The sequence below is a fragment of the Nonomuraea sp. B19D2 genome (genome assembly GCF_040137845.1).
Lineage (GTDB): Bacteria > Actinomycetota > Actinomycetes > Streptosporangiales > Streptosporangiaceae > Nonomuraea.
In genome coordinates this window covers 1-23,827 of record NZ_JBEFAK010000073.1, presented here as the reverse complement: position 1 = coordinate 23,827, position 23,827 = coordinate 1, and the positions used below count along the sequence as shown (strand labels likewise).

Sequence of the window (23,827 nt, the reverse complement as noted above, 5' to 3'; positions counted from 1 at the left end):
GCGGGGGCTGCCAGGGGCTTTCGAAGCGCGTGCCTCTTCCGTCCCACGCGGCTCTGTAAACGCATGGGATGGCCTGAGGTGCGCCCTATCACGGTTGGCGGATGACCCCCGGTTATTAGCCGGGGCAGAGCACGGTTGCGGCGGCCTTGTTCATGGCGTCATTGACGGGCATGGCCTGTTGGTTGTCGATCTTCAGCGTGGTGGATACCGCGAACTGGCGGCGGCCGTCGGAGGAGGTGTAGGTCACCGCCAGGAAGCCGGGGCCACTGCCCGCGGCCGCCGCGACCGTCCCACCACACAGATCGGGCCGCGGCCGTCCTACCGCCTGCTGCAGGTCCGCCGGCAGCAGCCGGCCCTGGTTGAGCGCGCGGTAGAAGGCGCTGAGATCGCCGGAGGTGGAGACCACTCCTCCGGCCGCGCCGCCGAAGCTCGCGTTCTGCCGGTCGACGTCGCGCGGCCTGCCCTTGGCGTCGGGGTAGTAGCCGTGCCCGTGCGGGCCCTTGACCCCCTGAGGAGGCCTGGTGGTCAAGTAGGTGTGCTTCATCCCCAGAGGTACGAAGAGACGCCGCGCCAGCTCGGCGGACAGGCTGCGGCCGGTTACCTTCTCGACGATCAGGCCGAGGAGAACGTAGTTGGTGTTGGAGTAGGCGAACCCCGCGCCCGGCTCCCCGGTGCGGGGGACCTCGCGGGATGCCTTCACCAGGTCGATCGGGGAGTAGTAGGTCGTGAAGTCGAAGGCGTCGTCGAACTTCCCCGAAGCGAAGAAGTCAGGGATGCCGGAGCTGTGGCGGAGCAGCTGCTGGACGGTGATCTCGCCGGCCCGCTCGACCAGATCCTGCTGCGCCACCTGCGGCAGAACGGCGGCCAGCGTGTCCCCCAGGCCGAGCTTGCCCTCCTTGACCAGTTGCAGGACCACCGTGGCCGTCATCAGCTTGGTCTGGGACCCCACCCGGTAACGGGAAGCCGCAGGAATGTGCCCACCCTTGCCGCCGAGCAGGCGCGTCCCCGCGCTCCCCTGCCCCTTGCGCCGGCCGTCGACGTACAGCTCGCCGATGGCCCCCACCACGCCGTCCGTCTTCGCCAGGTCCTTCATCGCCTGCTGGACGTCTCCCGGCTTGACCTCGACGGCGGCGGTGGCGGATGTGTGGAGACTCAACGCCAGCATGGCCGATGCCAACCCGGTCATGCCGGCCGCTCGTGCACGGCTCATCTCGTCATGATCCTTTCTATGGGGATTTCGAGGTGATCACATCTACCGGCCGGCGCCTATCGGCGGGCGATCGGCGAACCATATGTGGTCCATATGTGGACGTTGCGATACTGCCCGGATGCGTGTGCTCCTGGTCGAAGACGAGCAGCCCCTCGCCGGCTACATCGAGGCCGGGCTGCGCAAGCACGGTTTCACCGTGGACCTCGCTCTCGACGGCCGCAGCGCGCTGGACAAATGCGAGCTCACCCCGTACGAGGTGGTGGTCCTGGACCGGGACCTGCCGGAGGTGCACGGCGACCAGGTCTGCCGCCGGCTCGTCCAGCGAGGCGTGTCGCGGGTGCTGATGCTGACCGCGTCCGACGCGGTGGAGGACCGGGTCGGTGGGCTGATGCTGGGCGCCGACGACTATCTCGGCAAGCCGTTCGCCTTCTCCGAGCTGGTCGCCCGCGTGCACGCCCTGGTACGGCGTAGCGCACCGGCCCGCCCACCGGTGCTGCGCACCGGCGGGGTGAGCCTGGATCCGGCCCGGCGCAGCGCCGAACGGGACGGCAGGCTGCTGCGCCTGACCCCCAAGGAGTTCGGCGTGCTGGAGCAACTGCTGGCCGCCGGCGGTGACGTCATCAGCGCGGAAACGCTGCTGGAGAAGGTGTGGGACGAACACGCCGACCCGTTCACCAACGCGGTCCGGATCACCATCGGCACACTGCGCCGCAAGCTCGGCGACCCACCGCTGATCGAGACCGTCATCGGCGCCGGCTACCGGATCGGCCCGTGAAACTGACCGCCCGGGCCCGGCTCGCCATCTTGCAGACCGCCCTCGTACTGGCCGCGGGGGCCGCCCTGACCGGGCTGACCTACCTACTGATGAAGCGGCGCCCCGCCCTCGTCACCCACCTGGACCCCACCGGGCCCGACCCACAAGGCACGCTCCAGCCGGTGCCACCCCAGACGCAGGACCTGCACGATCTCGCCGACCAGATACAGGCCGACACCCTGACCGCACTGCTGCCCCAGGCCAGCCTGGCGCTCACCATGGTGACCGCCCTGGCCGCCCTACTGAGCTGGCTGGTGGCCGGTCGGGTGCTGCGGCCGATCCGCGTCATCTCCGCCGCCGCCCGGCGGCTGTCGGCCGAGAACCTCACCGAGCGGGTCCCGGTCACCACCCCCGCCGACGAACTGTCGACGCTGGCGGGCACAGTCAACGACATGCTGGACCGCATCCAGCGCAGCGTCGCCGAGCGCGACCGGATCCTGGACAGCCAGCGGCTGTTCACCGCCAACGCCGCCCACGAGCTGCGCACCCCGCTGACCACCACCCGCACCGCCATCGACGTCACCCTGGACGGAAACCCCAGCCGCAACGAGCTGCTCACCATGGCCGGCGACGTCCGCGACGCCGTCACCCACATGCAGCGCGTCCTGAACGGGCTGCTGCTGCTGGCCCGCAGCCAGGCCGAAGCCGGCACGCGGGAGGCGGCCGATCTGGCCGCCATCACGGCAGCCGCCCTGGGCACCGCCGAGGAGCAAGCGGCAGCCGCCGACGTCACGATACGACCCCGGCTCCGGCCGGCACCGGTCACCGGCGAACCCGTCCTGCTGGAACGGATGATCGGCAACCTGATCGATAACGCGATCCGCTACAACCAGGCGGGCGGGCACCTGGCCGTCGACACCGACACCGCAGGCAGACGCGCCGTCCTGCGGATCTCCAACACCGGCCGGAAAATCCCTCCCGAGGCGGCGGAGACGCTGCTGGAACCGTTCGTGCGCGGGCAAGGCACCCGCGTCCGCACCGACGGCCTGGGGCTGGGACTGACGATCGTCCGCGCGATCACCCTCGCCCACCGGGGACGCATCGCGATCATCGCCCGCCCCGGCGGCGGCCTCGACATCACCATCGACCTCCCGCACAACTCGAGCGACGGCAGAGCGGTCGGCACGATGACGCGATTGCGATCGCCGCTCACACCTGGCGTCCAAAGCGGGTGAAGGATCTTGTGTGTGACAGGGAATCGCGCTTCCCTGTCACATCAGCTTTCGGGGGCGGGCGGCGGCCCGGTCAGGTCCAGGCGTCGGTCAGGTCGAAGTTGCACGGTCCCGTACGGGGTCATGTTGGTGTGGAAGAGCGGGGTGAGGCCGCGCCGGTCGACGTCGGTGAGCACGTTGGCCCACGCGGGTTCGGCCACGGTGTCTTGAATCATGAGGGTATTTATGTAGGCGAGGCAGCTTTGCAAGATCATCAAGCAGAGCATGCCAAGTTCCTGCTCCTCGCGCCGGTTGGAGGCCAGCTCGCCGCGCTTGCCGAATCTGATGTAGTCGTTGACTCCGTTGTAGTTCTCCACCACGTTCAGCCCGGACTCGGTCTCGTGCTGAAGATCGCGATCTCGCAGCCAGCGAGACAGGAATATGGTGCGCTGGGCGCAGCTGACCTCATACATTGCCGAGTAGGCCGGGTGGGTGGTCTCGCCGGTGAAGCGGCGCAGCAGGGCCTCGGTCGAGGCTGTGCCCTGCCGGATCGCCGTCGCGTACTTGATCACGAGGTCGTAGTTGTTCTCGATGAGCTCGGGCCTGATCGGCCGGGTCAGGGCCGGCCCCAGCATCGGGTAGGCGAAGCGGTCGCCCTTGCCGGGCAGATACAGCTTCATGATGTTGATCTGCTTGAATCGGGCGACCAGGTCGAGGTTCAGCAATCTGGTCACGCCGAACCCGATGATCGAAGCGCCGTGGGAATCGACGTAGTTGGTCTCCACGGTCATGTTCGTCTCGTGCCGCATGGCGCCCTCGACCATGGCGTGTGGCAGCGTGGTGCGAACCTGCCCGACACCGCGGGGGAGTCGATCGAGGCACACAGGGCGTTCATCGCCCGCCGCCTCGCCGGCGCCCAAGACAAGCTCACCCAGCTCGATCGAGGCCACGGGCAGCATACGGCCGTGGACCTTGGCATCCCCACCACGCGTGATGATCGATGAACCTACGAAGGTGGGCTGCCACATGGCCCTCAACCAAGATCGAGAACAAGGTCGAAGAAGCGTGCATCAAACGCCCTTCAGAACACGATCAAGTGCCGCCCGGCCTGCAGGTCCCCAGGCCGGCTTACCGCCGGGGAGGCCCCGATCTCCGTTCTGCCCCATGAGCATCAGGAAGAGGCTCTTCATTGCGGCCAGCCCGCGGGCGCGCCGGATCGCCGCCTCATCTGCCTGCGCGTACATGTCGAAGAACCGTGCGGCCGTGCCCGCGGGTAGCAGCACCCATGCGGCAGCGAGGTCCCACGCCGGATCGCCGGCGAACATGGCGCCGAAGTCGACGATGCCCGAGAGCGTTCCGTCCGTGACGACGACGTTCGCGGGATGGAGGTCGCCGTGCACCCACACCGGTGGGCCCTCCCACTCGGGGGCCGCAACGGCATCGTCCCAGACTGCCCGGACGGCCCCGACGTCGGCGGCGATGTCGCCAGGGTCAACGGCCTGCAAGAAGTGTTCGAAGCCGCCCGTGCAGTCCCTGGGATGGGCACCGAAGTCCGTGGCGATCGGCGCCTCGGCGGGCGCCTCCACATGGAGCGCCCTGAGGAAACCCGCCAGAGTGTCGGCGGCGTGGGCGCCGCGGCTGATCGTGCCGTGGTCCAGCGGCTCGCCGGGAACCCACGTCATCACGGTCCAGTGCTTGGGGAAGCGCTCGGACGGTTCGCCGAACCGCACCGGGGTCGGCACCGGGAGCGGCAGGCGCGGGGCCAGCACGGGTAGCCACCGCCGCTCCTTGAGCTGGAGCTCCGGGGTGGGGTCCATGCGTTGCATGCGTACGGCCAACTCGTCCCCGAGGCGCCACATTTGGTTGCCCCAGCCGCCCGCGACCTCACGGATGGCCAGCCCTGCAAGGTCTGGATGTTGCTCCTGCAGCAGGTCGCGGACCAGGTCTGCGGTGATCTCGAGCTCGGTGTCGGTCATGCGAAGTCACTGTACTGAGGCGGCAGGCGGAGCGGCAGATCAGAGGCTTTGCGACGGAACGGCCCCCAAGTTCAGAGAAGCAGGCGTGTTCGTGGGCGCAGGGGGTGCCGTAGGGGCGGCCGCAGGTTCCGAGTTCGACCTTGCGCAGCTCGAAGTTCATCTGCACCTGGGCTGATCGGGCAACCGCGGTGGTCATCAGCGTGCACGATCTCCGGTGGAACGCCAGGAGGGAGTTGGCGACAATGACAGGATGATGCGGCATGCGATGAGGCATTCGCTGGAGCGTTGGGGACTCGCTACGGCCGGTCCTGCTGCGGCCTGGTTCATCCGATGGCGTGCCCGGATGGCCACGGCCTGGCTGGCGTGGGAGCTGACCCGCCGCCGGTCCACCGTGGTCGCGGGCGCGCTGGTCCGCATTGCCGCCGGACCGCCGGGTCCCGCCGCACAACGGGCGTTGTGCGCGCTGGCCGAGATGGGCGAGGATCCCGAGGTCTTCGGCGAGATCGCCTACCAGGCCCTGCTGCACTGCGACGGCGAGATCCCGGACAACAGATCGAGGGCGGTGTGGCGGGAGCGGATGTGGCCGTCGGTCGCGGCGCCGTTGCTGCTCGCTCCGGCACCGGCCGGGCGGCATGTGCCGCACGTTCGCCTTGTGTCCCTCCTCGACCACGAGCCCACGGCATCGACCGGCAGAAAGGCCGAGCACATTGTCGGCCAGCTGATGATGTGCGTCGCACCCCGTCGCCGCGATCTCCGGGGCTTCCTGTCGACGACAGACCACCCGCTGCTTCTTGAGGCGCTCGCGGAGCAGTGGCGCGGGCGCTTCCTGCCGAGCGCGACCGAGACCGAGATCGTCGTGGCGAATCCGCACATCGTCCCTCGTGACTCCGGCGATACACTCCTCGCCGTCGCGAAGGATCGCCCCGACCTCATCGACGACGACCGAGCCGACACCGCCGACACACTGGTGGACGGAACCCGCCTGACCGCTGCGGGTCTGGCCGACAAATACCGGCGAGCCCTGCGGCGGCTGGGGCCCGGCGCGGCCCGCGAGCGGGTGTGCGAGCTCGCGCTGATACGACTGCAGGGGCAGGAGGAGGCGCGGGCCGCCGCGCTCGATGCCGGCTACCTTCCTGCGGGGGAGCGGGACCGGGTCGTGTTCCTGTACCTGACCAGGCAGTGGGAGCTCTACGACACAGCCGACCCGGACGGACAGAAGATCTACGATGCCTGGGTCGCCTCGCACACCTCCTATGTCTGGAGCGACACCCTGGCGGACGAGATCAGCGAGACCGCCCGCGACGCTGGACGTGCCGACCCGCGGGACCGATGGCTCGCGGCGCATCCCGAGCGCCGCATCGCCCCGGACGCGCCGCTGCCTCGCCGGCGCGGCCCGATCGGCGGCATCAGCGGAGCGTGGGGCGACTCCGGCGGCAGCGTGCACACCTGATCGTGGCGCTGATCGCCGTCGAGCGCGCGTCGTGATGGACGGGCTCGGCGCTGATGCGTAAGCGATCTCCACGGTGCCTGGGAGGCTCACTGCCAGGCCAGTTCGAGCAGCGAACCACGTCGGGTCCGCGAAGGAGATGACCAGGTTCGGGCGCTGTGATTCCTCACAGTTTCTCAACTGATCATGTCCCGTGCTGGTCAAGAAAGCCGTTCCATACGATGCTCGCTGCATGTCGTCCCGTTGGTCTGCCGCGCTGGCGGGCTTAGCCTTGGCCGTCCTGGCCACCGGATGCGCCGATCCGGCCGCCGACCGGGTGTCGCTCGTCAGCGCGACTCAGCCTCCGGCCTCCCCGCCACTGCCGACGCTCAGGATGGTCCCGCCGCAGCCCTCGCCCATGGTGTCCGCAGGGCCGGTACGGCACCCGTTCCCGCTGGCGACCTCCTTGGCCGAGCCCATGGCGACCGGAACACCCCTGGCTGCGACGGGTTCGCCGCGGTTCTTCCTCTCCGCTCGCACTCCGCTCGCCCACTTCCCCGGCAAGTCCAAGACCGCTGTCTTCACCCCGGTGCCGCCCGCCGTGCACAACGCCGAGACCGGGTCGTTCATCGCGAACATCCCGCTGCCGCCCGGCGTCGAAAGTTCCTGGCACCTCGTGGCCGCCGCCCGGGACAACCGCACGTTCGCCATCGCCGGCTGGACCGAGCCGAAGAATCCAGCCATTCGCTTCTTCCTCGTACGCCTAGGCGAGGACGGGCGGCCAGGGAAGCCGGTGGCCGTCACGCAGACCGACCCCGACGACCTGGCGCTCGTCTACGACCTCGCCCTCAGCGCCGACGGCACCCGGCTGGCCTACTCCACGCCGCGCATCGGAGGTGGCGCCAAGATCTCCATGCTCGACGTCGCCACCGGCCGGCGCCGGGACTGGAAGACGTTGACGCACTCGATAGTGCGCGGCCTGTCCTGGGCCCCGGATGGCCGCTCGCTCGCCTATGTGCTGGGTGGCCGGGCCATCGCCTTGCTCGACCTCGCCCGGCTGGGCACCGATCCGGAAGGTGCCGCGTCCCGGATCATCAAGAACGCCACGGGCGCCATGCCGTTCGAGTCGTTGGCCCACACGCCTGACGGCAGTGCGCTGATCTACGCGTCTGGGCACACCGTCGAACGTGTCCCACTGGCGGGCGGGCCGGCGCAGGTCCTGGCCCGGCCGGAGCTGCCGCCCGACGCCTCGCTGAGCCTGCGCTTCAGCGTCGACGGGACCGGCGAACACCTCCTGTACGTGCATAAGTGGCGCGCCTACCGGGTTGCCCTCGCCGACGGCGCGGTCACCTCGGTGCCGATCACAGTCGACGAGCGTCCGGGGGAGGGCGACTCGCCGCGCGCAGCCTGGTGATCAGGGGCTAGAGCGGTCGCCGGCTCCGCGAACTCAGCGCGGTGCCGTATTGATCACAAATCCCGTCTGCGTTCCGGATGTGCGCATGCCTGGCATTCCGCGGTCGGTCGGGGCGACTCTGGCGAGTCGTCGGGTCTGGTCTCGTTTCTGGCGCAGGAAGGTGAGGGTGAGGTCGATGCCTTCGATCTCACCGAGCCAGCCCTCGGCCTCGGGGCTCGGCTCCGACGTGCGAGGAGGTCGACTTCAAGCTCGTCGAGGCGGGGCAGCATTTCCGGGTTGATGTTGATCATGGGACATCTCGGGCAGGCGTGACGGACCACGGGCATGGCACCGGCTCCAGCAGGCTGCGGTGTGCCAGCACCTGCCGCCGCTGTGCCGGGACCGGCACCGGGTTGACTGCAGGGCCGGCTCCGAACCGGCTGTGGGAAGGAGTAGATGCCATGCACGACGGTGAGTTCACGTCCAGGGAGATGGTGTGCGGGTGATCAAGCCCTTGGACTGGTACGGGTGAGATCCATGTGACAAGAGACGGCCACTCCGTAATCCTTCGATTCGCTCATATCAACACGAAGGGGACGAAGTGGCCGTCAATGACATTGTGCCCGCTGCCGGGGAGTACTTGGAAGACACCCTCGTCGCAGCGAGCCCGGACCTGCTCCGGACGATGATCCGCGAGTTCGCCCAGCGGATGATGGACGCCGAGGTCGAGTTGTGCGGCGCCGGCTACGGCGAGGTCAGCAGCGAGCGGGTCAACACCCGCAACGGCTACCGCGCCCGCCCATGGGACACCCGCGCCGGCAGCATCGAACTGGCCGTGCCCCGGCTTCGGCAGGGCTCCTACTTCCCGGACTTCCTGCTGGACAAGCGACGCCGCGCCGAGCGGGCGCTCACCTCGGTGGTGGCGACCAGCTACCTGCTCGGGGTGTCGACGCGGCGGGTGGAGAAGCTGGCCGAAGCGATGGGCATCACCTCATTGTCCAAATCACAGGTCTCGGCGATGGCCGCCGAATTGGATGCGATGGTCGAGCAGTTCCGGTCTCGGCCTTTGGACGCCGGCCCGTACACGTTCATCTGGATCGACGCGCTGACCCAGAAGGTACGCGAGGGCGGCCGGACAGTGACCGTGCACGCCCTGGTCGCCACCGGCGTCAACGCCGACGGCCAACGCGAGATCCTCGGCCTGGACGTCGTCTCCAGCGAGGACGGCGCGGGCTGGCTGGCGTTCCTGCGCGGCCTGGTCGCCCGCGGCCTGTCCGGCGTGCTGATGGTGACCTCCGACTGCCACGCCGGGCTGCGCGACGCGATCGCCTCCACCTTGCCGGGCGCGTCCTGGCAGAGGTGTCGAACCCACTACGCGCGAAACTTGATCACGCGCGTTCCGAAGTCGGCCCAGCCATGGGTGGCCACCATGCTGCGCACCATCTTCGAACAGCCCGACGCCGAGTCGGTCCATGCCCAGCATCGTCATGTCGTGCAGGCGCTGGAGGCCAAATATCCGCAGGCGGCCGAGCATCTGGACGAGGCCCGCGAGGACATCTTGGCCTTCGCCGCCTTCCCCAAGGCCGTCTGGCGTCAGACGTGGAGCAACAATCCGCAGGAGCGCCTGAATAAGGAGATCAGGAGGCGGACCGACGTGGTCGGCATCTTCCCCAACCGGGAGGCGATCATCCGGCTCGTCGGCGCAGTGCTGGCCGAGCAGAACGACGAATGGACCGAGCAGCGCCGCTACATGGGGCTGGAGGTCATCACCGAGTGTCGCAAGAACACCGATTCACCCGATTCCAAAAACAAGACAAACGATGCTAAAGTGACTATTGAGGCGATTGCTTCCTAATAGTCACCGATTACGGGTGACCTTCTCAAACACCATCTCCCTGGGCGCGGCCGACGGTGAGCGACCGCAGAAGATCAAACGCATAGCTGCGGCACGTCACCGGACTGCCCCTCATCGCGGAACGGCTCAAGCGGGTTCGTGGTGGGCGCTCGGCCGTTGTGCACCGCGGCGTTCCTGGGGCACGGGGTCAACCGGCGGACCCTCACCGCGTTCGATCCGGAAGTCGTGAAAGCTGCGGAGCACTGCGTTGCTGTGCCGGATCGTCCTGGCCTCGGCTTGGTGGTTCGCTGCAGCCAAAGCACGAACTCGCGGACCTCCGACGCGGTCACCTTGTCCCACTCAAGGCCGAAGACACCGCCACCAGCGCAGCAGGTCGTAGGCGAAGCTCCGCACGTTTTCCGGACGCCGTCCCCGCGCCACGAAGTCTCGCAGGTAGCGACGGATCGGCTCGACCGCTCGCCCTTCCACGTGCGACCTGCACCTCGAACGGAACCACGCCGACGGTCTCCACCACACGTCCCCCGGCCGGGAGGCGCAAGCCCTCGACGTCCCGCTCCGCATCACTCGGTGGTGCCACGCATACCCCTTCACCTCGGTTGCGCGACTTCCTACCGGCACAGACCCGCGAACCACCCACGAACAGGGCGTGTCGCACTCCGTAGTCCGGTCAACGGGTCGGGCCACAGCGTGTCTTTAACCTCTGCTCTTCACATTTGCCGCGGCCGGCGCTGATGGTGATCTATCGCGCATAGTCGAGGACCGGCGGCGGGACTCGGCATGGTCGGCACCCCGCAGCCGGCCTTGATCGGTGCCGCCCGGACGACTAGCCTGATCGCCGTGCTGCCGGAAGGCGGGGCCGAGGCGATCGCGTCACGCGGGAAGCGCCCCGACCACGACGAGCTGCTCGACCACGCCGCCATGGAGTTTGGGACTGACTGACGATGAGCGCGGAAGAGGATTTCAAGCAGGTCGGCGCCGAGCTGGCCGACCTGGGTGTGCGGATCTCCAGGATGATGGGGAGTCCCGCGCTCAAGGATCAGGCGGGGAAGGTGTTCGCGAGCCTGCAGCGCGACGGCGCGATGGTGTTCCGGCTGGTCAGGGACACCCCCGAACACACAGCCGCGCTCCAGCTGGCCGGGGCGTCCCTGTTCGACCCCTCGGGGCAGGGCAGGGAGATAAAGGACTGGGTGGTCGTGCCCCACTCCTCGGCCGAGAAGTGGACGGATCTGGCCGAGGTCGCCCTCAGCCGCCCACGCTGAGTGGGTGTTTGATCCTGTGAATTCTGTATGGCTCGGATTTCAGGCGTTTCGCCAGGTTGGGGTGGATTCGCGGGCGAGGCGGCGGGTCATGAGCTCGATCATCGCGATGTGGATCATTGCTTCGGAGCGAACCGGCAAGGTCTCGTAGTCACGCACCAGGCGGCGGTGGAACATCAGCCAGCCGAGGGTGCGTTCGGCCACCCAGCGGCGGGGCAGAACGGCGAATCCCCTGGTGGCAGGATCGCGGCGGACGACTTCGACGTCGATGCCGAGTGCGGCGCCGCCTTCGATGACGGTGCTGCGGTAGGCGCTGTCGGCCCAGGCCTTGGTGATGGCCGGGTTGTCTGCGGCGACCTGGGTGAGCAGAGGCAGTCCGGCGGCGCTGTCGGAGACGCCGGCGGCGGTGACCAGCACGGCGATCAGCAGGCCGAGGGTGTCGGTGACGATGCTGCGTTTGCGACGGCGATCTTCTTGCCTGCGTCGTAGCCCTGGCTGTGGGCGGGCACGTTGGCGGAGGTTTGACGCTCTGGGCGTCGATGACACAGGCGCTCGGGTCGGGATCACGACCCTCGGCGGTGCGGAATAGTCGCCGGAGCAGGCCGCTGAGCTGGGTGAAGACGCCGTCGAGTTGCCAGTTGGCGAAGTAGCCGTAGACGGTCTGCCTGTCAGTTACTTGGAATCAGACCTATCGGGCGATCATGTTCGGTACGGTCTCGCGGGTAGCTGAGGAGATCCGATGGGAACCGTTGTTCTCGAGGAGAAGTGGCCGATCCTGGTTCGGCATGATCTGGCCGCGGGGTGGCTGCGGATCTGGGCTGATCTGGGGAGAGCGCCGCGGACGATCGACGCGTACGCGCGAGGGCTGGCTGAGTACCTGGAGGTCTGCGAACGAGAGGGCGTCGACCCGGCGACCGCGAACCGGGCTCACGTGGCGGTGTTCGTCCGCGAGCTCACCAGCAGGCCGAGCCATCGCGGGCCGAACGTGGTCGCGATCGATTCCGGAGCGGGATTGTCGAACGCCACGATCCAGCAGCGGCTGGTCCCGGTCAGGCTCTTCTACGACCACCTGATCGAGGAAGGCCTGCGCGACTCCAATCCGGTGGGGCGTGGAAAGTACACGCCCGGGCGGCGGTTCGGCGGGCAGGAACGGGGCCTGGCCCCGCGGTTGACCAAACTGCCGTGGATTCCGGACGAGCGGCAGTGGCTCCAGGTCCTGGCGGTCGCTGCTGCGGAGCCGATCCGCAACCGGCTGATGCTCGCCCTGGCCTACGACGCGGCGCTGCGGCGCGAGGAGCTCTGCTTCCTGCGCACCGAGGATCTCGACCCCGGCCAGCGCACGCTGCGGGTTCAGGCGGAGCACACCAAGAATCGGTTGGAACGGGTGGTGCCCTACTCGGCCTCGACCGGTGTGCTGCTCTCGAACTACCTGACCCACCGCGCTCGGATCAGCCGGGCCCGGGGCCTGCTGTTCCTCTCGGAGTCTCGCCGGAACTACGGTCAGCCGATCACCTTGTGGACCTGGTCGAAGGTCGTCCGCAGGGTCGCCGACGCGGCCGGGGTCCCGCGGTTCTCCACGCACACCACCCGGCACCTGTGTCTGACCGACCTGGCACGGATGGGCTGGGAACTCCATGCGATCTCCACCTTCGCCGGCCACAGGTCCACCGAGTCGACGCTCCGATACATCCATCTATCCGGCCGGGACCTGTCGGCCAAGCTCAACCAGTCGATGGAGCACATCCATGCGTGGCGCATCGACATGTTGACCAGGCTCTGCGCCACAACGGCAGCCACCACATCATGACCGCTCCGCTACCAAAGGCCGCCCGGCAGCTGGCCGCATCTGAAGCGTGGGTGTGGCCCATCGACACCACGCGCTACGACCAGCAGTGCCGCCTGAGCGACGTCGAGCTGGACGGGCTGCATGCGCTCAGAGAAGTGCTCCTGCTTCGCCGGAAGCGGGGTCAGCGCATCGAGATCAGTCCACGCATTCGCGAGACGATCAGTCGGCTGATCCGGCCGCTCGATGATGCCCAGACGCTCCTCTGCTGGGATAAAGGACCGCACGATAGAGACAAGTTCGCGGCTGATGCGGCCATCCTGGTGCTGATTCACTGTGCTGACCGAGGAACCTCGTTCTGGGGTTGGTCGGAACAGGACTGGGTCGAGCTCATTGAGGTCAGCAGCAAGAAGTTTCGGCAGGCCTGGCCCGGACGGATCGGGTCCAACGCCCGCCCCTTCGTCATTTTCTTCGCCTACCTACTCGGCGGCTTCACCCGCTTCGATCGGATCGGCCGTTTTCGACGGCCGGGCCTCGCGCGAAAGGTCTTTGGCAAGGAGCGTGTGGACGACGCCATCCGGCAGATCCATGCTGTCCTGGCTGGCTGGGGATATGACGGCCGAGAGCAGTATCTAACGTGGCTCATCTGCACATTGCTGCTGCTCAACCGCAGTCCGAGGATCGAGGAACTGTCAAGCGAAGTTCTGGCGCTCCTGAACGCCGATCCGGTATTGGGCAGCGATCAGCGGCTGACGGTTCATGGTGTTCATCGTGCCCTCCACGGCCTGGGCCTTGTCGGTCCACCGCCCCCACTCAACTACGGCAAGGGGCAGGTGGCGATCGAGGGCACGGCACCCGAGTGGGCGGCCTGGGTCGAACGCTGGCATGCCACCTCCACCCTCACCCCGAAGGTCCGCGCCGCCTACCGGAGCGTGCTTTCCAAGGTCGGCCGATGGCTCCCTGCGGAACATCCATCCCTCACCGAGCCTGGACAATGGACGCGCGCCACCTGCGCGGCATGGGTCGCGGCCGTGGACCGAATGTCCGTCGGAGACCACGTCCAATGGATCGACGGGATGAAGGCGCGCGCAGGTCAGCCACTGGCTCCCGAGACCAAATCGAGCTACCTGAAGATGACTCGAGCCTTTTTCCGCGACTGCCAGGAATGGGAATGGATCCCACGACGGTTCGACACTGCGACTGCACTGAGTACACCTCGAACCGTCTCATCCCTGCTCGGCCCGGACCCCCGGATCATCGCCGACGATGTCTGGGCCAAGCTCCTATGGGCCGGTCTCAACCTCGCCCCGGAGGATCTTCCGACCCAAGATTCGCGCAGCCATCCCATGGAGCTGATCAAGGCGATCACGCTCACCTGGCTGTTCAGCGGCCAACGCAGCGATGAGATCGCGCGGCTCCGCGTGGGCTGCGTCCGCTGGCAGCACGACGGAATGCCAATACCCGGGGATTCCAGCGAGGTTCTCGCCCAGGATGCCGTCTGTCTTCTGGATGTTCCGACCCACAAGACCGGCACCGCGTTCACCAAACCGGTCGATCCGCTGCTCGGCCAGGCCGTCGAGGCCTGGCAACGAGTCCGGCCCACTCAGCCCAAGATGGTCGACCGCAAGACCTCCGAGCAGGTCGACTTTCTGTTTGCGTTCCGAGCTCGTCGTGTCGCCAACGAGTACATCAACAACGCCATCATTCCAATGCTTTGCCGCAAAGCAGGCGTTCCGGACGCCGACGTTCGCGGCAACATCACTAGCCACCGAGCCCGGTCCACCATCGCCTCGCAGCTCTACAACGCCAAGGAGCCGATGACCCTGTTCGAACTGCAGGCCTGGCTCGGGCACCAGGAACTCAGCTCCACCCAGCACTACGCGAAGATCACCCCGACTACCCTCTCCAAGGCCTACCGAGACGCCGGCTACTTCGAACGCAACGTCCGCACCATCGAGATCCTCATCGACCGAGACGCCGTCACCTCGGGCGCCGCCGCCACCGGCGAGCCCTGGCAGTACTACGACCTCGGCCACGGATTCTGCACCTACACCTTCTTCGAGCAGTGCGCCCACCGCATGGCCTGCGCCAAGTGCGACTTCTACACCCCCAAGGGCAGCTCGAAAGCCCAGCTACTCGAGGCCAAGGACAACCTGCAGCGCATGCTCACCGCCATCCCCCTCACCGACGACGAACGCGCCGCGGTCGACGACGGACAAGCCGCCCTCGACCAACTCCTGAACCGGCTCGCCGACACCCCCACCCCCGCCGGGCCCACGCCCCGGCAAATCAGTGCCCCGGCCCAGGCGACCCTGCTGCCGGTCGTCGAGATCAACCGGAGGCCGACCTAGTCAGGCCGCGCGCCGGCCCAGCCGGTGTCGCACGAAATCCGGGTGGGCATCGCCGACGTCGATGCTGTTCTCATCAAGAGCGTTGGCAATGTGGAAACGACCTGCATCGAAGACGAACTCCACAGCAAGGGTGCCGTCCGCCAGGTCATGACGTGATGATGGTCGCCACTCGAGCAGAGCGACCTCGCAGAGCTCCTGGCCGAGGAACGATTCGAGCCGCTCATCGGCGTCGGACCACGCTGGTGTCTGCTCGACATACTCCCAGCCACTGATCGCAGCCGTCGTGTCGACGGTGTTCCAGCTGATCGACAGCTCATCAAACTTCCAGTGGCAGATCTCCACTTGGACGCCGTCAAAGTCCAAGACGACAGGGCAATCAGCGAACCAGTCCCCGTCCTCGACAAAACGCACGAGCGCGAACCCCGTCAGACGTCGGCCGCCAAGCGCGGCCAGGCCAGGCTCGTGTTTCTCACGAACGGCTTCAAGCCCGACGAGAAAGGTCGGCTCAAAGCCGGAGATACCCATCACGAAAGCGATTGTCCAGGTTCGTCATGGAACCGGCCAGCCGATATTCACCACCGAGCCGTAGTACCACGCTTGACACCTTGGCCTCAGATTCCACATAAAGGGTGGGTACTCGTGCGGCAGGTAGCGCCATGGGATGCCGGTGCGGTCGACGTAGACGATGGCGTTCAGGATCGCACGCAGGTCGTGCTCGCAGGGACGCCCGATGTCGAGCCCTTGCTGCGGCGCTCGGCGCGCCAGGCGCTCAGCACGGGCTCGACGAGCTCCCACCGGGCGTCGGACAGGTCGCTGGGGTACCGCCAGCCTGATCGGCCACTGGCGCGGCGCGGCGGGACGAAGGGGAAGGCGGTCGAGATGCATGGCCGCTCCTTGCGCTGTGGGGGGTGCCCTGTCCTGGTGTTCCGATGAGGGAGAGCCCACGGCCGGGGGGAGGAAGTGCAACTTGGGGAGCCCCCTCTCGGCGAAGATGTTTTGGCGCCCGTGTCCCTCAAGGGACGGGGAGAGTGGTGGCGCAGCGCCAAAAGATCTCTGGCTGAGGTGGGGGAGCAGGGTTGCGTGGACGAGCTCGGCTGTGACGCGCCACAGTTGATGTCGCTGTTTCTGCCGCGCTCTTGTCGTGGTGGTTCAGCAGCTGGTTGATGGACTGGTGGGCGTCATGAAGTGCCGCGAGGGGGCGATCTCTCATGCGCCTCCGGCTCCGGCGGCGGAACTGCCCGCGGCACGCTCGAGGACTCGGTATACCGTGGCGCGGCCAACGGACAACACTTCCATCAGTTCGGCGTGGATGTCGCTTGCGCGGCCACCACCGAGCCGTGTCAGGCCGAATACAGCGGGCTGGGATCCACTCGCCCGCTACTGCAAGTCTCCAAGGGCCCTGCCCGACCTTGTCAGGGCCGCGTTACGCCACTCGCGGCGGAAGGGGCGGCGTTTCCGCGTCCGATGTGCGCTATGTCTCATCCGCGGGCCGTTACACCAGGTGCGTGGCTGGTGTCTCAATGCCGAGTCCATAACGCGAGGGAGACATGATGAACGGGAACGTCGAGGTGGTCGTGGTCGGCGGCGGGTACGGGGGCGTGATGGCGGCCAATCGCCTGGCTCGGCGCGATGGCGTGTCGGTGACCCTGGTCAATCGACGTCCCGACTTCGTCGAGCGGATCCGCCTGCACCAGCTCGTGACCGGCTCGGATGATGCGGTCGAGGGCTTCGGTGAGGTTCTAGGCGGGAACGTCCGGCTGGTGGTCGACGCCGCGACCCGGATCGACGCTGCCGAGCGCCGGGTGTCGCTGGCGGGCGGTGGCACGGTCTCCTACGACTACCTCATCTACGCGGTGGGCAGCGGCGCCGCCGATCCCGGCGTGCCCGGAGCAGCAGAGTTCGCTTACTCGGTGTCGGACCTCGAGAGGGCGGAACGACTGCGGTCGGCGCTGGCCGAGACGCCCGCGACGGCTCCGGTGACCGTGGTCGGAGCCGGCCCGACCGGCATAGAGACCGCCGCCGAGCTGGCCGAACTAGGTCGCAAGGTCACCCTGGTCTGCGGCAGCGTGCTCGGCCCCTACCTGCATGCCCGGGGCCGCCGCCCGGTCGCCCGCCGGCTCGCCGAGCTGGGTGTGACCGTCCTCGAGGGTCCCCGCGCGTGGGTGACGGAAGTGACACGCGACGCCGTACAGCTCGACGACGGCCGCCGGCTGCCCAGCGCGGTGACGATCTGGACCGCGGGATTCCGTGTCCCGGACCTGGCCGCCCGCAGCGGGCTGCGTACCGACAGCGAAGGCCGCCTGCTCACCGACGCGACGCTGACCAGTGTGGACGACGTGCGCATCGTCGCTGCTGGGGACGCGGCGGCGATGATGGACCGCCCATTCCGGATGAGCTGCCAGGCCGCCGTGCAGCTGGGCGCGGGGGCCGCCGCCACGATCCTGCGCCGGATCGCGGGGAAAGCACCCGCTCCCGTCCGGTTGATGTTCGCCGGGCAGTGCATCAGCCTCGGTCGGAACGGGGGCGTCACCCAGTTCTCCTACCTGGACGACAGGGTGAACGCGCTCCACATCAGCGGGCGGCTCGGTGCCAAGGTCAAAGAGTTCGCCTGCCGATTCCCCCTCAATCTGTTGGTGTCCGGGGCACGCAAGGCCAGTTCCCGCACATCCCACGGCGACGGCACCGACCGCCTCGAAACGCCTCAGCCGGAACACCGCACGACGCCGTCCAACACCCGAGGCGCGGCCTAGCCGGCCAAGTCCCCTCCTTCGGCCGGACCGACCGGTCCGGCCCGAACAAGGCCCGAAAAGGACCGAATAAGGACCGAGCCGGAGTGACAAGCACACAGCGCCGCGGCCTCGTATGCCGTGGCCGGGCGCCGGGAGCCATTCCCACCAGCCCGCCCGCTGCTGCCGACATCCCCGTCTTCGGAGCGGGTACATTTCCACGACCTGCTTCCGGCATGTGGGGCCGACCGCGAGAGAGTGAAGCGCACGACATGAACGACCACGCCACCGACCCCGCGACCGAGGCCTTCGTCGCCCACCGCGACCTGCTGTTCACCGTCGCCTACGAGATGCTCGGGTCGGCGGCGGACGCCGAGGACGTCCTTCAGGAGGCCTGGCTGCGGTGGGTCAAGGTCGACCTGGCGCAGGTGCAGGACCAGCGCGCCTACCTGGTGCGGATCACGACCCGGCAAGCGCTCAACCGGCTACGCACCCTCAAACGGCGCAAGGAAGACTACGTCGGCCCCTGGCTGCCCGAGCCCCTGCTCACCGCGCCGGACGTGGCCGAGGACGTCGAACTGTCCGAGAACCTGTCGCTGGCACTCATGTTCATCCTCGAAACCCTCTCACCGACCGAACGCGCCGTCTTCGTGCTGCACGAGGTCTTCGACATCGGCTACGACGACATCGCGGCCGCGATCGGCAAGAGCCCCGCCGCCGCACGCCAGCTCGCCTACCGCGCACGCCAGCACGTCGACGCCCGCCGGCCGCGCACACCGGCTTCCCCGGAAGAAGCCCGGGCAGCGTTGAATTCGTTCCAGACCGCGCTCGTGACCGGGGACCTGCAGGGGCTGCTCGACGTACTCGCCCCGGACGTTGTCTTCGTCAGCGACGGCGGCGGCCTCAAGCTGGCGGCCCTGCGACCGGTCGTCGGCGCCGACAAGGTGCTCAGTTACATGGCCGGCAGTGTCGCCAAGGCCGGCGGCACCTTCACCAGTGAGCCCACGACGATCAACGGCAACCCCGGCCTCATCCTGCGCCTGGACGGCGTGACCGACGGCGTGCTGGCCCTCCGCGTGGAGAACGCCCGCGTCACTGGCCTCTACTACGTCCGCAACCCCGAAAAGCTCACCCGCGTCGAGTCCGAAACCCCCCTCACCTCCCGCTGACCGTCCCCCCGCGACTACCTCGTCTACGCGGTCGGCAGGACCGGCGCGGCCCCCACCTCGGTGCCTGGTGCGGCCGAATTCGCCTACTCCGTCGTCGAGTTCGAGTTCGCCGAGCGACTGCGCCCCCGCCCGCCAGTCCATCGCGACGTGGCTGTCCGAGCACGGCGTCACCGTGCTGGAGGGCAACGCGGTGGCCGAGGTCCAGCGGGACGTGGCCGTTTTCACCGACGAGCGGTACGCCACAGCGCACTCACCATCTGGACGGCCGGATTCGGCGTGTCGGGCTCCGCGGGTGATGTCGAGGGTGTCGGGATTGTCGATGAAGGCAGGGTCGCGGTTGGCGGCAGGAAGGGAGCAGAGCATGTTCTCGCTTGGGTCGGCCTGGGCGTGGGCGACGAGGCCGGCCATGTAGGCGCGGTCCTCGTGTTGCGCCGCGATGCGTTGCTCCATCGGCAAGGAGGTGTCCGGCAGGCGAGCGGCACGGTCGTGGAAGGTGGCGTGGTCGGCGTATGGCACGCTCAGCAGCTCGCAGATCAGCAGCGACGGCACCGGCACGCGAAGTGCGCCACCAGGTCGTCCAGTGCCGTCTGGACGATCTCGGTGATCCGCGGCTGGAGCCTGTGCATCCGGCGCACGGTGAATTCAGGGGGGAGCATCCGGTGCAGCCGCGTGTGCTCTGGCGGGTCGAACCCGATCAGCTGCCCGGCCCGCATCTTGGCCAGCTCCGGGGTTGAGGAACCTGTGGACAGCCGTTGGCGGTACCCGCAAGTAACTTAACTGCGATGCTTCGGCAGGGTCGTCCCCGCGCTGCGAGTCAGCTCTCAGCCGGGCTGAGCGGGAGCTGATCCGGCTGGCCGGGCAGCAGCCCGGTCAGTGCGGTTCGGATGGCGGCCCGGCTCACTCCGTGCGCACGGGCGAGAGCCGCGATGGAGGTGCCGTGGTCGATGAACATTGCCCGCACCTCTTCAAGCTGGACGCCGGTGAGCGCGGGCGGCCGACCGCGGTAGCGGCCTTCTGCTTCAGCGGCGGCGATCCCTTCGGCAGTCAGCTCGTTCTGCAGGTCGCGCTGGAACTGTCCGACCGCAGTGATCACGTTGATGATCAGGGCTGTCGTCGCGTCGTTGGCCGCGAGGTCATGAAAGTTCGACAGCGGCCCCGACAGGACGCGCAGGGCGACGCCGCGGGCCTGGCACCAGTCGCGGACGGTGTGGATGTCGATCAGGTCGCGGCACAGCCTAAACAGCTCCGAGACCGTCAGGACGTCGCCGGGGTGAGCGGCGGCGGCGACCTTCGCGAACGCGGGCCGCTCCAGCGCCGGGATCTTCGAGCTGGTCGCAAGGTCCTCGAACAGCAGCACCCCCTCGGCGGGTCGGAATCCCTCGGTGACGCCCTCGGTCCGGATGGGCAGGCCGGCTTCGGTGAGGATGTGTCGCTGGCGTAGCAGCGACTGGGGCGCGGTGGACACGCGTGAGTAGACGATCCGCACCGAGACTCCTCGGAGAAGGGGCCGAAAGCCCCCTTCTATCTGTCGGGAAATCCTGTCGTCAATTCGAGCTACGGATCGGCCATCCAGAGCGCCGTTTAGTCCGCCAGTGTCCGGTTTTCGAGGGGCGGAGAGCCTGGGCGATGGGGTGTCGGGAAATCACCTAATCCCGACACCTGTCGAGGACGGCACCACTCCATCCCCAAGCCAAGGCCCACTTTAGGCTGGGTACTACGCCGAGCCAACGTGAGGGTGCAGACGTCCGGTGTCCGCGGTGCTCAGGTGGTGGGTTCGCTGGCCAGCTCGATCTCGATCTCGATGGCCAGTACGCCGAGGGCTTGTTTCTCGGGGCCGTAGATGCGTCGGACGTTGGCCAGTTGCCGCTCGCGCGGGCTGGTCGGGTTCACCCGCTCGGGGCCCTCAGCGGGTGCCTGGCGACCTCGCGGCATGGCCTCGCTTGACCTTGACACTGTGACAAGGTCTTCACTGGTGCCAAGGAGGTGGTCCCGATGGCTATGCCGAAACAGGACACGGATGCGTTCCCAGCTTTGCAGGGACTGGAGGCAGGCGACTCGTCAGTGCGGCTGCGGGCGGCGCTGGCTCTCGGCACGAGCCCCGACCCGCGGTTCATCGACAAGCTCATCGAACGCTGCGCGATCGAGCCCGAATTCTCTGTGCGTGACATGCTGACGTGGGCGCTCACGCGCCACCCGGCGTCAATGACGGTCCCGGCGCTTGTCGAAGAAGTTCGCTCGGAGCATGCGCAGGCACGAAGCCAGGCGTTGCACACGCTGTCCAAGATCGGGGATCGGCATGCGTGGCCGGCGATCACACGGGCGCTTCTGCGCGACGCCGACGATGAGGTGGCGCGGAGCGCTTGGCGGGCGGCGGTCGTGCTCGTGCCCGACGGTGAAGTGCCCGAGTTGGCCGCGGTGTTGTCGACGCAGCTCGGGCGCGGCAGGCGTGAGATGTGGCTGAGCCTCAGCAGGGCGCTGGTCGCGCTCGGTGAGGTGATCGTGCCAGCGCTGCGCGCCGCGATGACGGATCCCGACCCACGGGTACGCGCGCACGCGATCGCCACGGAGAAGCTATTGCGCGACCCGGATGCCGGGGTGGCGTTCGCGATCGAGGAGGCCAAGCGTGTGGTGGCCCTCGGCGGCACCGGCGAGGGGGAGTGACGGGCCGTGTTGATCGGTGATGTGGCACGGCGGTCCGGGGTCAGCGCCCGCATGCTCCGGCATTACGACTCGCTCGGCCTGGTGCGGCCGACGGGTCGCAGCGATGGCGGCTATCGAGAGTACTCCAGCGAGGACATCCGGCGGATCTTTCATATCGAGAGCCTGCGGTCGTTGGGGCTGTCGCTGCGTGCAGTCGGGCGCGCACTGGATGATCCCGACTTCAGGCCCGCAGAGCTCGTCGACGACCTCATCCGCCAGACGCGAGAACGCATCGCGGCTGAGACGCAGTTGCTCACGCGACTGAGCCGGATCGGCGCTGCCGAACCCGCGGGCTGGCAGGACGTCCTCCAGGTCGTCGCGCTCCTGCAGGCGCTGGGGTCGAAGAGCGCCAGTAGGCGTCAGCGCGCGGCCCTGTCCTCTGTCGAAGAGGGCCCGGTGCCGGTGGAAGCGCTGGTCGAGGCAGTGCTGAGCGAGACGGACCCGAACGTCGCCGGAGCTCTTCGATGGGCGCTGGCGCAATCGGGCGACGACGGATTGGCGCTGCTTGCGGAGGGTCTCGGCTCACCGGTGGCCGAGGTGCGCAAGCGTGCCGTCCAGTCCATCGCCGAGATTTCGGACGGTACGGCGACCGCGCTGCTGCAGGAGGCCCTCACGAGCCCCGACATCGTGGTCCGCAAGTACGCGGCTCTGGCACTGGGGGCCCGTGGCATAGCCGAAGCCGTTCCGACGCTCATCGACATGGTTGTCGAGGGGACGAATGACGTCGATGCGGCCGATGCCCTGAGCGCGCTGGCGAGTCGTCCCGCGTCGGCGGATCGGATCGCTTCCATGCTCGTCGATCGCCTCGCCCATGACACCGTCGAATCGTCGGCACGCCGACGGCTGACACAGGCGCTCGCGGACATCCCTGGAACCACGGCGTCACGAGCCATCGCGGATCTGTCACATGACGAGGACCGTGCCGTTGCGCTTACCGCGGCATACATCCTCGGGATACGCGAGCAGGCGTCACGACCATGATCTACAAGTCCGAAGCCGGTGGGCGCGAGCTCCTCGAGCACTACCGGCAGGCGCTGGAGGCCTGGCCGGTTCCCGCCGAGCAGCTACGGGTGCCGACCCGTCAGGGCGAGACCTTCGTCCTCATCTCCGGCCCGCACGACGCGCCGCCCCTGGTGCTGCTGCACGGTTCGGGCGCGAACGCGTCGATGTGGCGAGAAGATGTCGCCACCTGGTCTCAGAACTTCCGCACATACGCCGTCGACCTCGTCGGCGAGCCAGGTCTGAGCGCGCCCTCGCGCCCCGCCCTGGACTCCGACGCCGTGGCACTCTGGCTGGACGATGTGCTGGAAGGGCTCGGGATCATCGACGCCGCGTTCGTCGCCACGTCCCTCGGCGGCTGGACGGCCCTGGACTACGCCATCCGCCGTCCAGAACGGGTGACCCGCCTGGCGTTGACGTGCCCAGGCGGCGTGGGACGGCAGAAGGTCGGCTGGATGTTCAAGGCCCTGCTGACCCGCCTGTGCCGGCGCGGCGGACTACGCGAGTCGGCGATGGCGGTCGCAGGACTGGACGGGGACAGGGACCGGCAGGCGCTCGACGCCGTCGTCCTGACGTTCACGCACTTCAACCCGCGCAGGGAGAGGCTCCCGGTGTTCCCCGACGAGGCGTTGCGCGCTCTCACCATGCACGTCCTCGTCATCGTCGGCGGCCGTGACGCGATGTTCGACTCCCACCAGACCGCGCGGCGCGTGCGTGAGTGCATCCCGCACGCGACCGTGCATCTGCTGCCCGAGGTGGGTCACGCTGTCTTCGGCCAGGCGGAGCCGATCGCCGCGTTCCTCCGGGGCTAGAGGGTCGCCCGAGGGGATCTCACCCTCGGGCTCCGGGGTTGAATGGTAGGAGTCGTACTCCGGGTCGCACGTCTGGCCGCGCGGGACAAAGCTGATGTCGGCGTTCACCCCGAGGTCCTTCAGATCCTGTTCAAGCCGCTCGGACTCTCTGAGCTCCTCGAACTCCATCGCTGACGTTCCACGAAAGCGAGCTGGCCATTGCCGGC

Annotated in this window: 21 protein-coding genes and 3 pseudogenes; 15 read left to right on the top strand and 9 right to left on the bottom strand. The window is 68.0% G+C overall.

What is annotated here, in order from left to right; translation table 11 throughout:
* Positions 1–115 precede the first annotated feature (115 nt).
* A complete protein-coding gene (locus ABN273_RS55230) occupies positions 116–1,210 on the bottom strand; it encodes a serine hydrolase domain-containing protein (RefSeq protein WP_349457789.1) in 1,095 nt (364 codons plus the stop codon).
* Between the two features lie 118 nt (positions 1,211–1,328).
* Between ABN273_RS55230 and ABN273_RS55225 the strand changes: the two genes are divergently transcribed.
* Positions 1,329–1,985 carry a response regulator transcription factor gene (locus ABN273_RS55225; protein WP_349457788.1) on the top strand — a complete coding sequence of 219 codons (657 nt, stop codon included), beginning with the start codon at positions 1,329–1,331 and terminating at the stop codon, positions 1,983–1,985.
* The gene (locus ABN273_RS55220) at positions 1,982–3,199 is read left to right on the top strand and encodes a sensor histidine kinase (RefSeq protein ID WP_349457787.1); all 1,218 of its coding nucleotides are present in this window, start codon (positions 1,982–1,984) and stop codon (positions 3,197–3,199) included. Before ABN273_RS55225 ends, ABN273_RS55220 begins: the two co-directional genes overlap by 4 nt.
* Before the next feature lie 41 nt (positions 3,200–3,240).
* Here the strand turns inward: ABN273_RS55220 and ABN273_RS55215 are convergent.
* Positions 3,241–4,005: pseudogene (locus ABN273_RS55215) on the bottom strand (Tn3 family transposase); the annotation flags it as partial.
* On the opposite strand from ABN273_RS55215, the gene ABN273_RS55210 reads away from it, so the two are divergent.
* A complete protein-coding gene (locus ABN273_RS55210) occupies positions 3,976–4,179 on the top strand; it encodes a hypothetical protein (protein ID WP_349457785.1) in 204 nt (67 codons plus the stop codon). The pseudogene ABN273_RS55215 and the gene ABN273_RS55210 overlap by 30 nt on opposite strands.
* 66 nt (positions 4,180–4,245) lie before the next feature.
* Here the strand turns inward: ABN273_RS55210 and ABN273_RS55205 are convergent, their stop codons facing one another.
* Positions 4,246–5,151 (bottom strand): aminoglycoside phosphotransferase family protein, encoded by a 906-nt coding sequence (locus ABN273_RS55205; protein ID WP_349457784.1) that lies wholly within the window; start codon positions 5,149–5,151, stop codon positions 4,246–4,248.
* Between the two features lie 343 nt (positions 5,152–5,494).
* On the opposite strand from ABN273_RS55205, the gene ABN273_RS55200 reads away from it, so the two are divergent.
* From ABN273_RS55200 to ABN273_RS55180, 5 genes and pseudogenes are all read left to right on the top strand, one after another.
* Positions 5,495–6,601, top strand: a complete 1,107-nt coding sequence (locus ABN273_RS55200) for a hypothetical protein (RefSeq protein WP_349457783.1) — start codon at positions 5,495–5,497, stop codon at positions 6,599–6,601.
* Positions 6,602–6,830: 229 nt separating this feature from the next.
* Entirely contained in the window at positions 6,831–7,991 is a 1,161-nt protein-coding gene (locus ABN273_RS55195) for a hypothetical protein (protein ID WP_349457782.1), read from the top strand.
* 580 nt (positions 7,992–8,571) lie between these two features.
* Positions 8,572–9,825 carry an IS256 family transposase gene (locus ABN273_RS55190; RefSeq protein ID WP_502911326.1) on the top strand — a complete coding sequence of 418 codons (1,254 nt, stop codon included), beginning with the start codon at positions 8,572–8,574 and terminating at the stop codon, positions 9,823–9,825.
* A gap of 765 nt (positions 9,826–10,590) precedes the next feature.
* Positions 10,591–10,764 (top strand): annotated as a pseudogene (locus ABN273_RS55185) (argininosuccinate synthase); the annotation flags it as partial.
* A gap of 2 nt (positions 10,765–10,766) precedes the next feature.
* Positions 10,767–11,084, top strand: coding sequence for a hypothetical protein (locus ABN273_RS55180; RefSeq protein WP_349457781.1), 318 nt, complete (start codon positions 10,767–10,769; stop codon positions 11,082–11,084).
* 39 nt (positions 11,085–11,123) lie between these two features.
* Here the strand turns inward: ABN273_RS55180 and ABN273_RS55175 are convergent, their stop codons facing one another.
* Positions 11,124–11,627 (bottom strand): transposase, encoded by a 504-nt coding sequence (locus ABN273_RS55175; protein ID WP_349457780.1) that lies wholly within the window; start codon positions 11,625–11,627, stop codon positions 11,124–11,126.
* A gap of 193 nt (positions 11,628–11,820) precedes the next feature.
* Between ABN273_RS55175 and ABN273_RS55170 the strand changes: the two genes are divergently transcribed.
* Together ABN273_RS55170 and ABN273_RS55165 are read left to right on the top strand one after the other, a co-directional pair.
* Entirely contained in the window at positions 11,821–12,888 is a 1,068-nt protein-coding gene (locus ABN273_RS55170; protein ID WP_349457779.1) for a tyrosine-type recombinase/integrase, read from the top strand.
* Complete coding sequence (locus tag ABN273_RS55165) at positions 12,831–15,215, top strand: tyrosine-type recombinase/integrase (protein WP_349457778.1); 2,385 nt, start codon at positions 12,831–12,833, stop codon at positions 15,213–15,215. The genes ABN273_RS55170 and ABN273_RS55165 overlap by 58 nt, the downstream gene beginning before the upstream one ends.
* Here ABN273_RS55165 and ABN273_RS55160 read toward each other — a convergent pair whose 3' ends face one another.
* Together ABN273_RS55160 and ABN273_RS55155 are read right to left on the bottom strand one after the other, a co-directional pair.
* A complete protein-coding gene (locus tag ABN273_RS55160; RefSeq protein ID WP_349457777.1) occupies positions 15,216–15,743 on the bottom strand; it encodes a hypothetical protein in 528 nt (175 codons plus the stop codon). It abuts the gene before it with no gap.
* A gap of 102 nt (positions 15,744–15,845) precedes the next feature.
* Positions 15,846–16,096 (bottom strand): annotated as a pseudogene (locus ABN273_RS55155) (transposase); the annotation flags it as partial.
* A gap of 666 nt (positions 16,097–16,762) precedes the next feature.
* Between ABN273_RS55155 and ABN273_RS55150 the strand changes: the two are divergent.
* Together ABN273_RS55150 and ABN273_RS55145 are read left to right on the top strand one after the other, a co-directional pair.
* Positions 16,763–17,965, top strand: a complete 1,203-nt coding sequence (locus ABN273_RS55150; RefSeq protein WP_349457776.1) for an NAD(P)/FAD-dependent oxidoreductase — start codon at positions 16,763–16,765, stop codon at positions 17,963–17,965.
* 248 nt (positions 17,966–18,213) lie between these two features.
* Complete coding sequence (locus ABN273_RS55145; RefSeq protein WP_349457775.1) at positions 18,214–19,110, top strand: RNA polymerase sigma-70 factor; 897 nt, start codon at positions 18,214–18,216, stop codon at positions 19,108–19,110.
* A 533-nt stretch (positions 19,111–19,643) separates the two neighbouring features.
* Here the strand turns inward: ABN273_RS55145 and ABN273_RS55140 are convergent.
* The 3 genes from ABN273_RS55140 to ABN273_RS55130 all read right to left on the bottom strand — a co-directional run bounded on the left by ABN273_RS55140 (position 19,644) and on the right by ABN273_RS55130 (position 21,042).
* Positions 19,644–19,823, bottom strand: a complete 180-nt coding sequence (locus ABN273_RS55140) for a hypothetical protein (protein WP_349457774.1) — start codon at positions 19,821–19,823, stop codon at positions 19,644–19,646.
* A gap of 101 nt (positions 19,824–19,924) precedes the next feature.
* Complete coding sequence (locus ABN273_RS55135) at positions 19,925–20,596, bottom strand: recombinase family protein (RefSeq protein ID WP_349457773.1); 672 nt, start codon at positions 20,594–20,596, stop codon at positions 19,925–19,927.
* A gap of 275 nt (positions 20,597–20,871) precedes the next feature.
* Complete coding sequence (locus ABN273_RS55130) at positions 20,872–21,042, bottom strand: hypothetical protein (RefSeq protein WP_349457772.1); 171 nt, start codon at positions 21,040–21,042, stop codon at positions 20,872–20,874.
* Between the two features lie 66 nt (positions 21,043–21,108).
* Here ABN273_RS55130 and ABN273_RS55125 point away from each other — a divergent pair, with 66 nt between their 5' ends.
* From ABN273_RS55125 to ABN273_RS55115, 3 genes are read left to right on the top strand one after another with little or no spacing between them, the layout of a single operon-like run.
* A complete protein-coding gene (locus ABN273_RS55125; protein ID WP_349457770.1) occupies positions 21,109–21,771 on the top strand; it encodes a HEAT repeat domain-containing protein in 663 nt (220 codons plus the stop codon).
* 6 nt (positions 21,772–21,777) lie between these two features.
* The gene (locus ABN273_RS55120) at positions 21,778–22,791 is read left to right on the top strand and encodes a HEAT repeat domain-containing protein (protein ID WP_349457769.1); all 1,014 of its coding nucleotides are present in this window, start codon (positions 21,778–21,780) and stop codon (positions 22,789–22,791) included.
* Positions 22,788–23,621: an alpha/beta fold hydrolase gene (locus tag ABN273_RS55115; RefSeq protein ID WP_349457768.1), complete on the top strand. Its 834-nt coding sequence runs from the start codon at positions 22,788–22,790 to the stop codon at positions 23,619–23,621. Before ABN273_RS55120 ends, ABN273_RS55115 begins: the two co-directional genes overlap by 4 nt.
* Positions 23,622–23,827 lie beyond the last annotated feature (206 nt).

Bases quoted from the DNA above. Each gene is read 5' to 3' on its own strand.
- ABN273_RS55140 (WP_349457774.1), bottom strand. From the start codon at position 19,823: ATGCGGGCCGGGCAGCTGATCGGGTTCGACCCGCCAGAGCACACGCGG.
- ABN273_RS55180 (WP_349457781.1), top strand. From the start codon at position 10,767: ATGAGCGCGGAAGAGGATTTCAAGCAGGTCGGCGCCGAGCTGGCCGAC.
- ABN273_RS55115 (WP_349457768.1), top strand. From the start codon at position 22,788: ATGATCTACAAGTCCGAAGCCGGTGGGCGCGAGCTCCTCGAGCACTAC.
- ABN273_RS55225 (WP_349457788.1), top strand. From the start codon at position 1,329: ATGCGTGTGCTCCTGGTCGAAGACGAGCAGCCCCTCGCCGGCTACATC.
- ABN273_RS55170 (WP_349457779.1), top strand. From the start codon at position 11,821: ATGGGAACCGTTGTTCTCGAGGAGAAGTGGCCGATCCTGGTTCGGCAT.
- ABN273_RS55150 (WP_349457776.1), top strand. From the start codon at position 16,763: ATGATGAACGGGAACGTCGAGGTGGTCGTGGTCGGCGGCGGGTACGGG.
- ABN273_RS55195 (WP_349457782.1), top strand. From the start codon at position 6,831: ATGTCGTCCCGTTGGTCTGCCGCGCTGGCGGGCTTAGCCTTGGCCGTC.
- ABN273_RS55230 (WP_349457789.1), bottom strand. From the start codon at position 1,210: ATGAGCCGTGCACGAGCGGCCGGCATGACCGGGTTGGCATCGGCCATG.
- ABN273_RS55200 (WP_349457783.1), top strand. From the start codon at position 5,495: ATGGCCACGGCCTGGCTGGCGTGGGAGCTGACCCGCCGCCGGTCCACC.
- ABN273_RS55145 (WP_349457775.1), top strand. From the start codon at position 18,214: ATGAACGACCACGCCACCGACCCCGCGACCGAGGCCTTCGTCGCCCAC.
- ABN273_RS55125 (WP_349457770.1), top strand. From the start codon at position 21,109: ATGCCGAAACAGGACACGGATGCGTTCCCAGCTTTGCAGGGACTGGAG.
- ABN273_RS55205 (WP_349457784.1), bottom strand. From the start codon at position 5,151: ATGACCGACACCGAGCTCGAGATCACCGCAGACCTGGTCCGCGACCTG.
- ABN273_RS55130 (WP_349457772.1), bottom strand. From the start codon at position 21,042: ATGCCGCGAGGTCGCCAGGCACCCGCTGAGGGCCCCGAGCGGGTGAAC.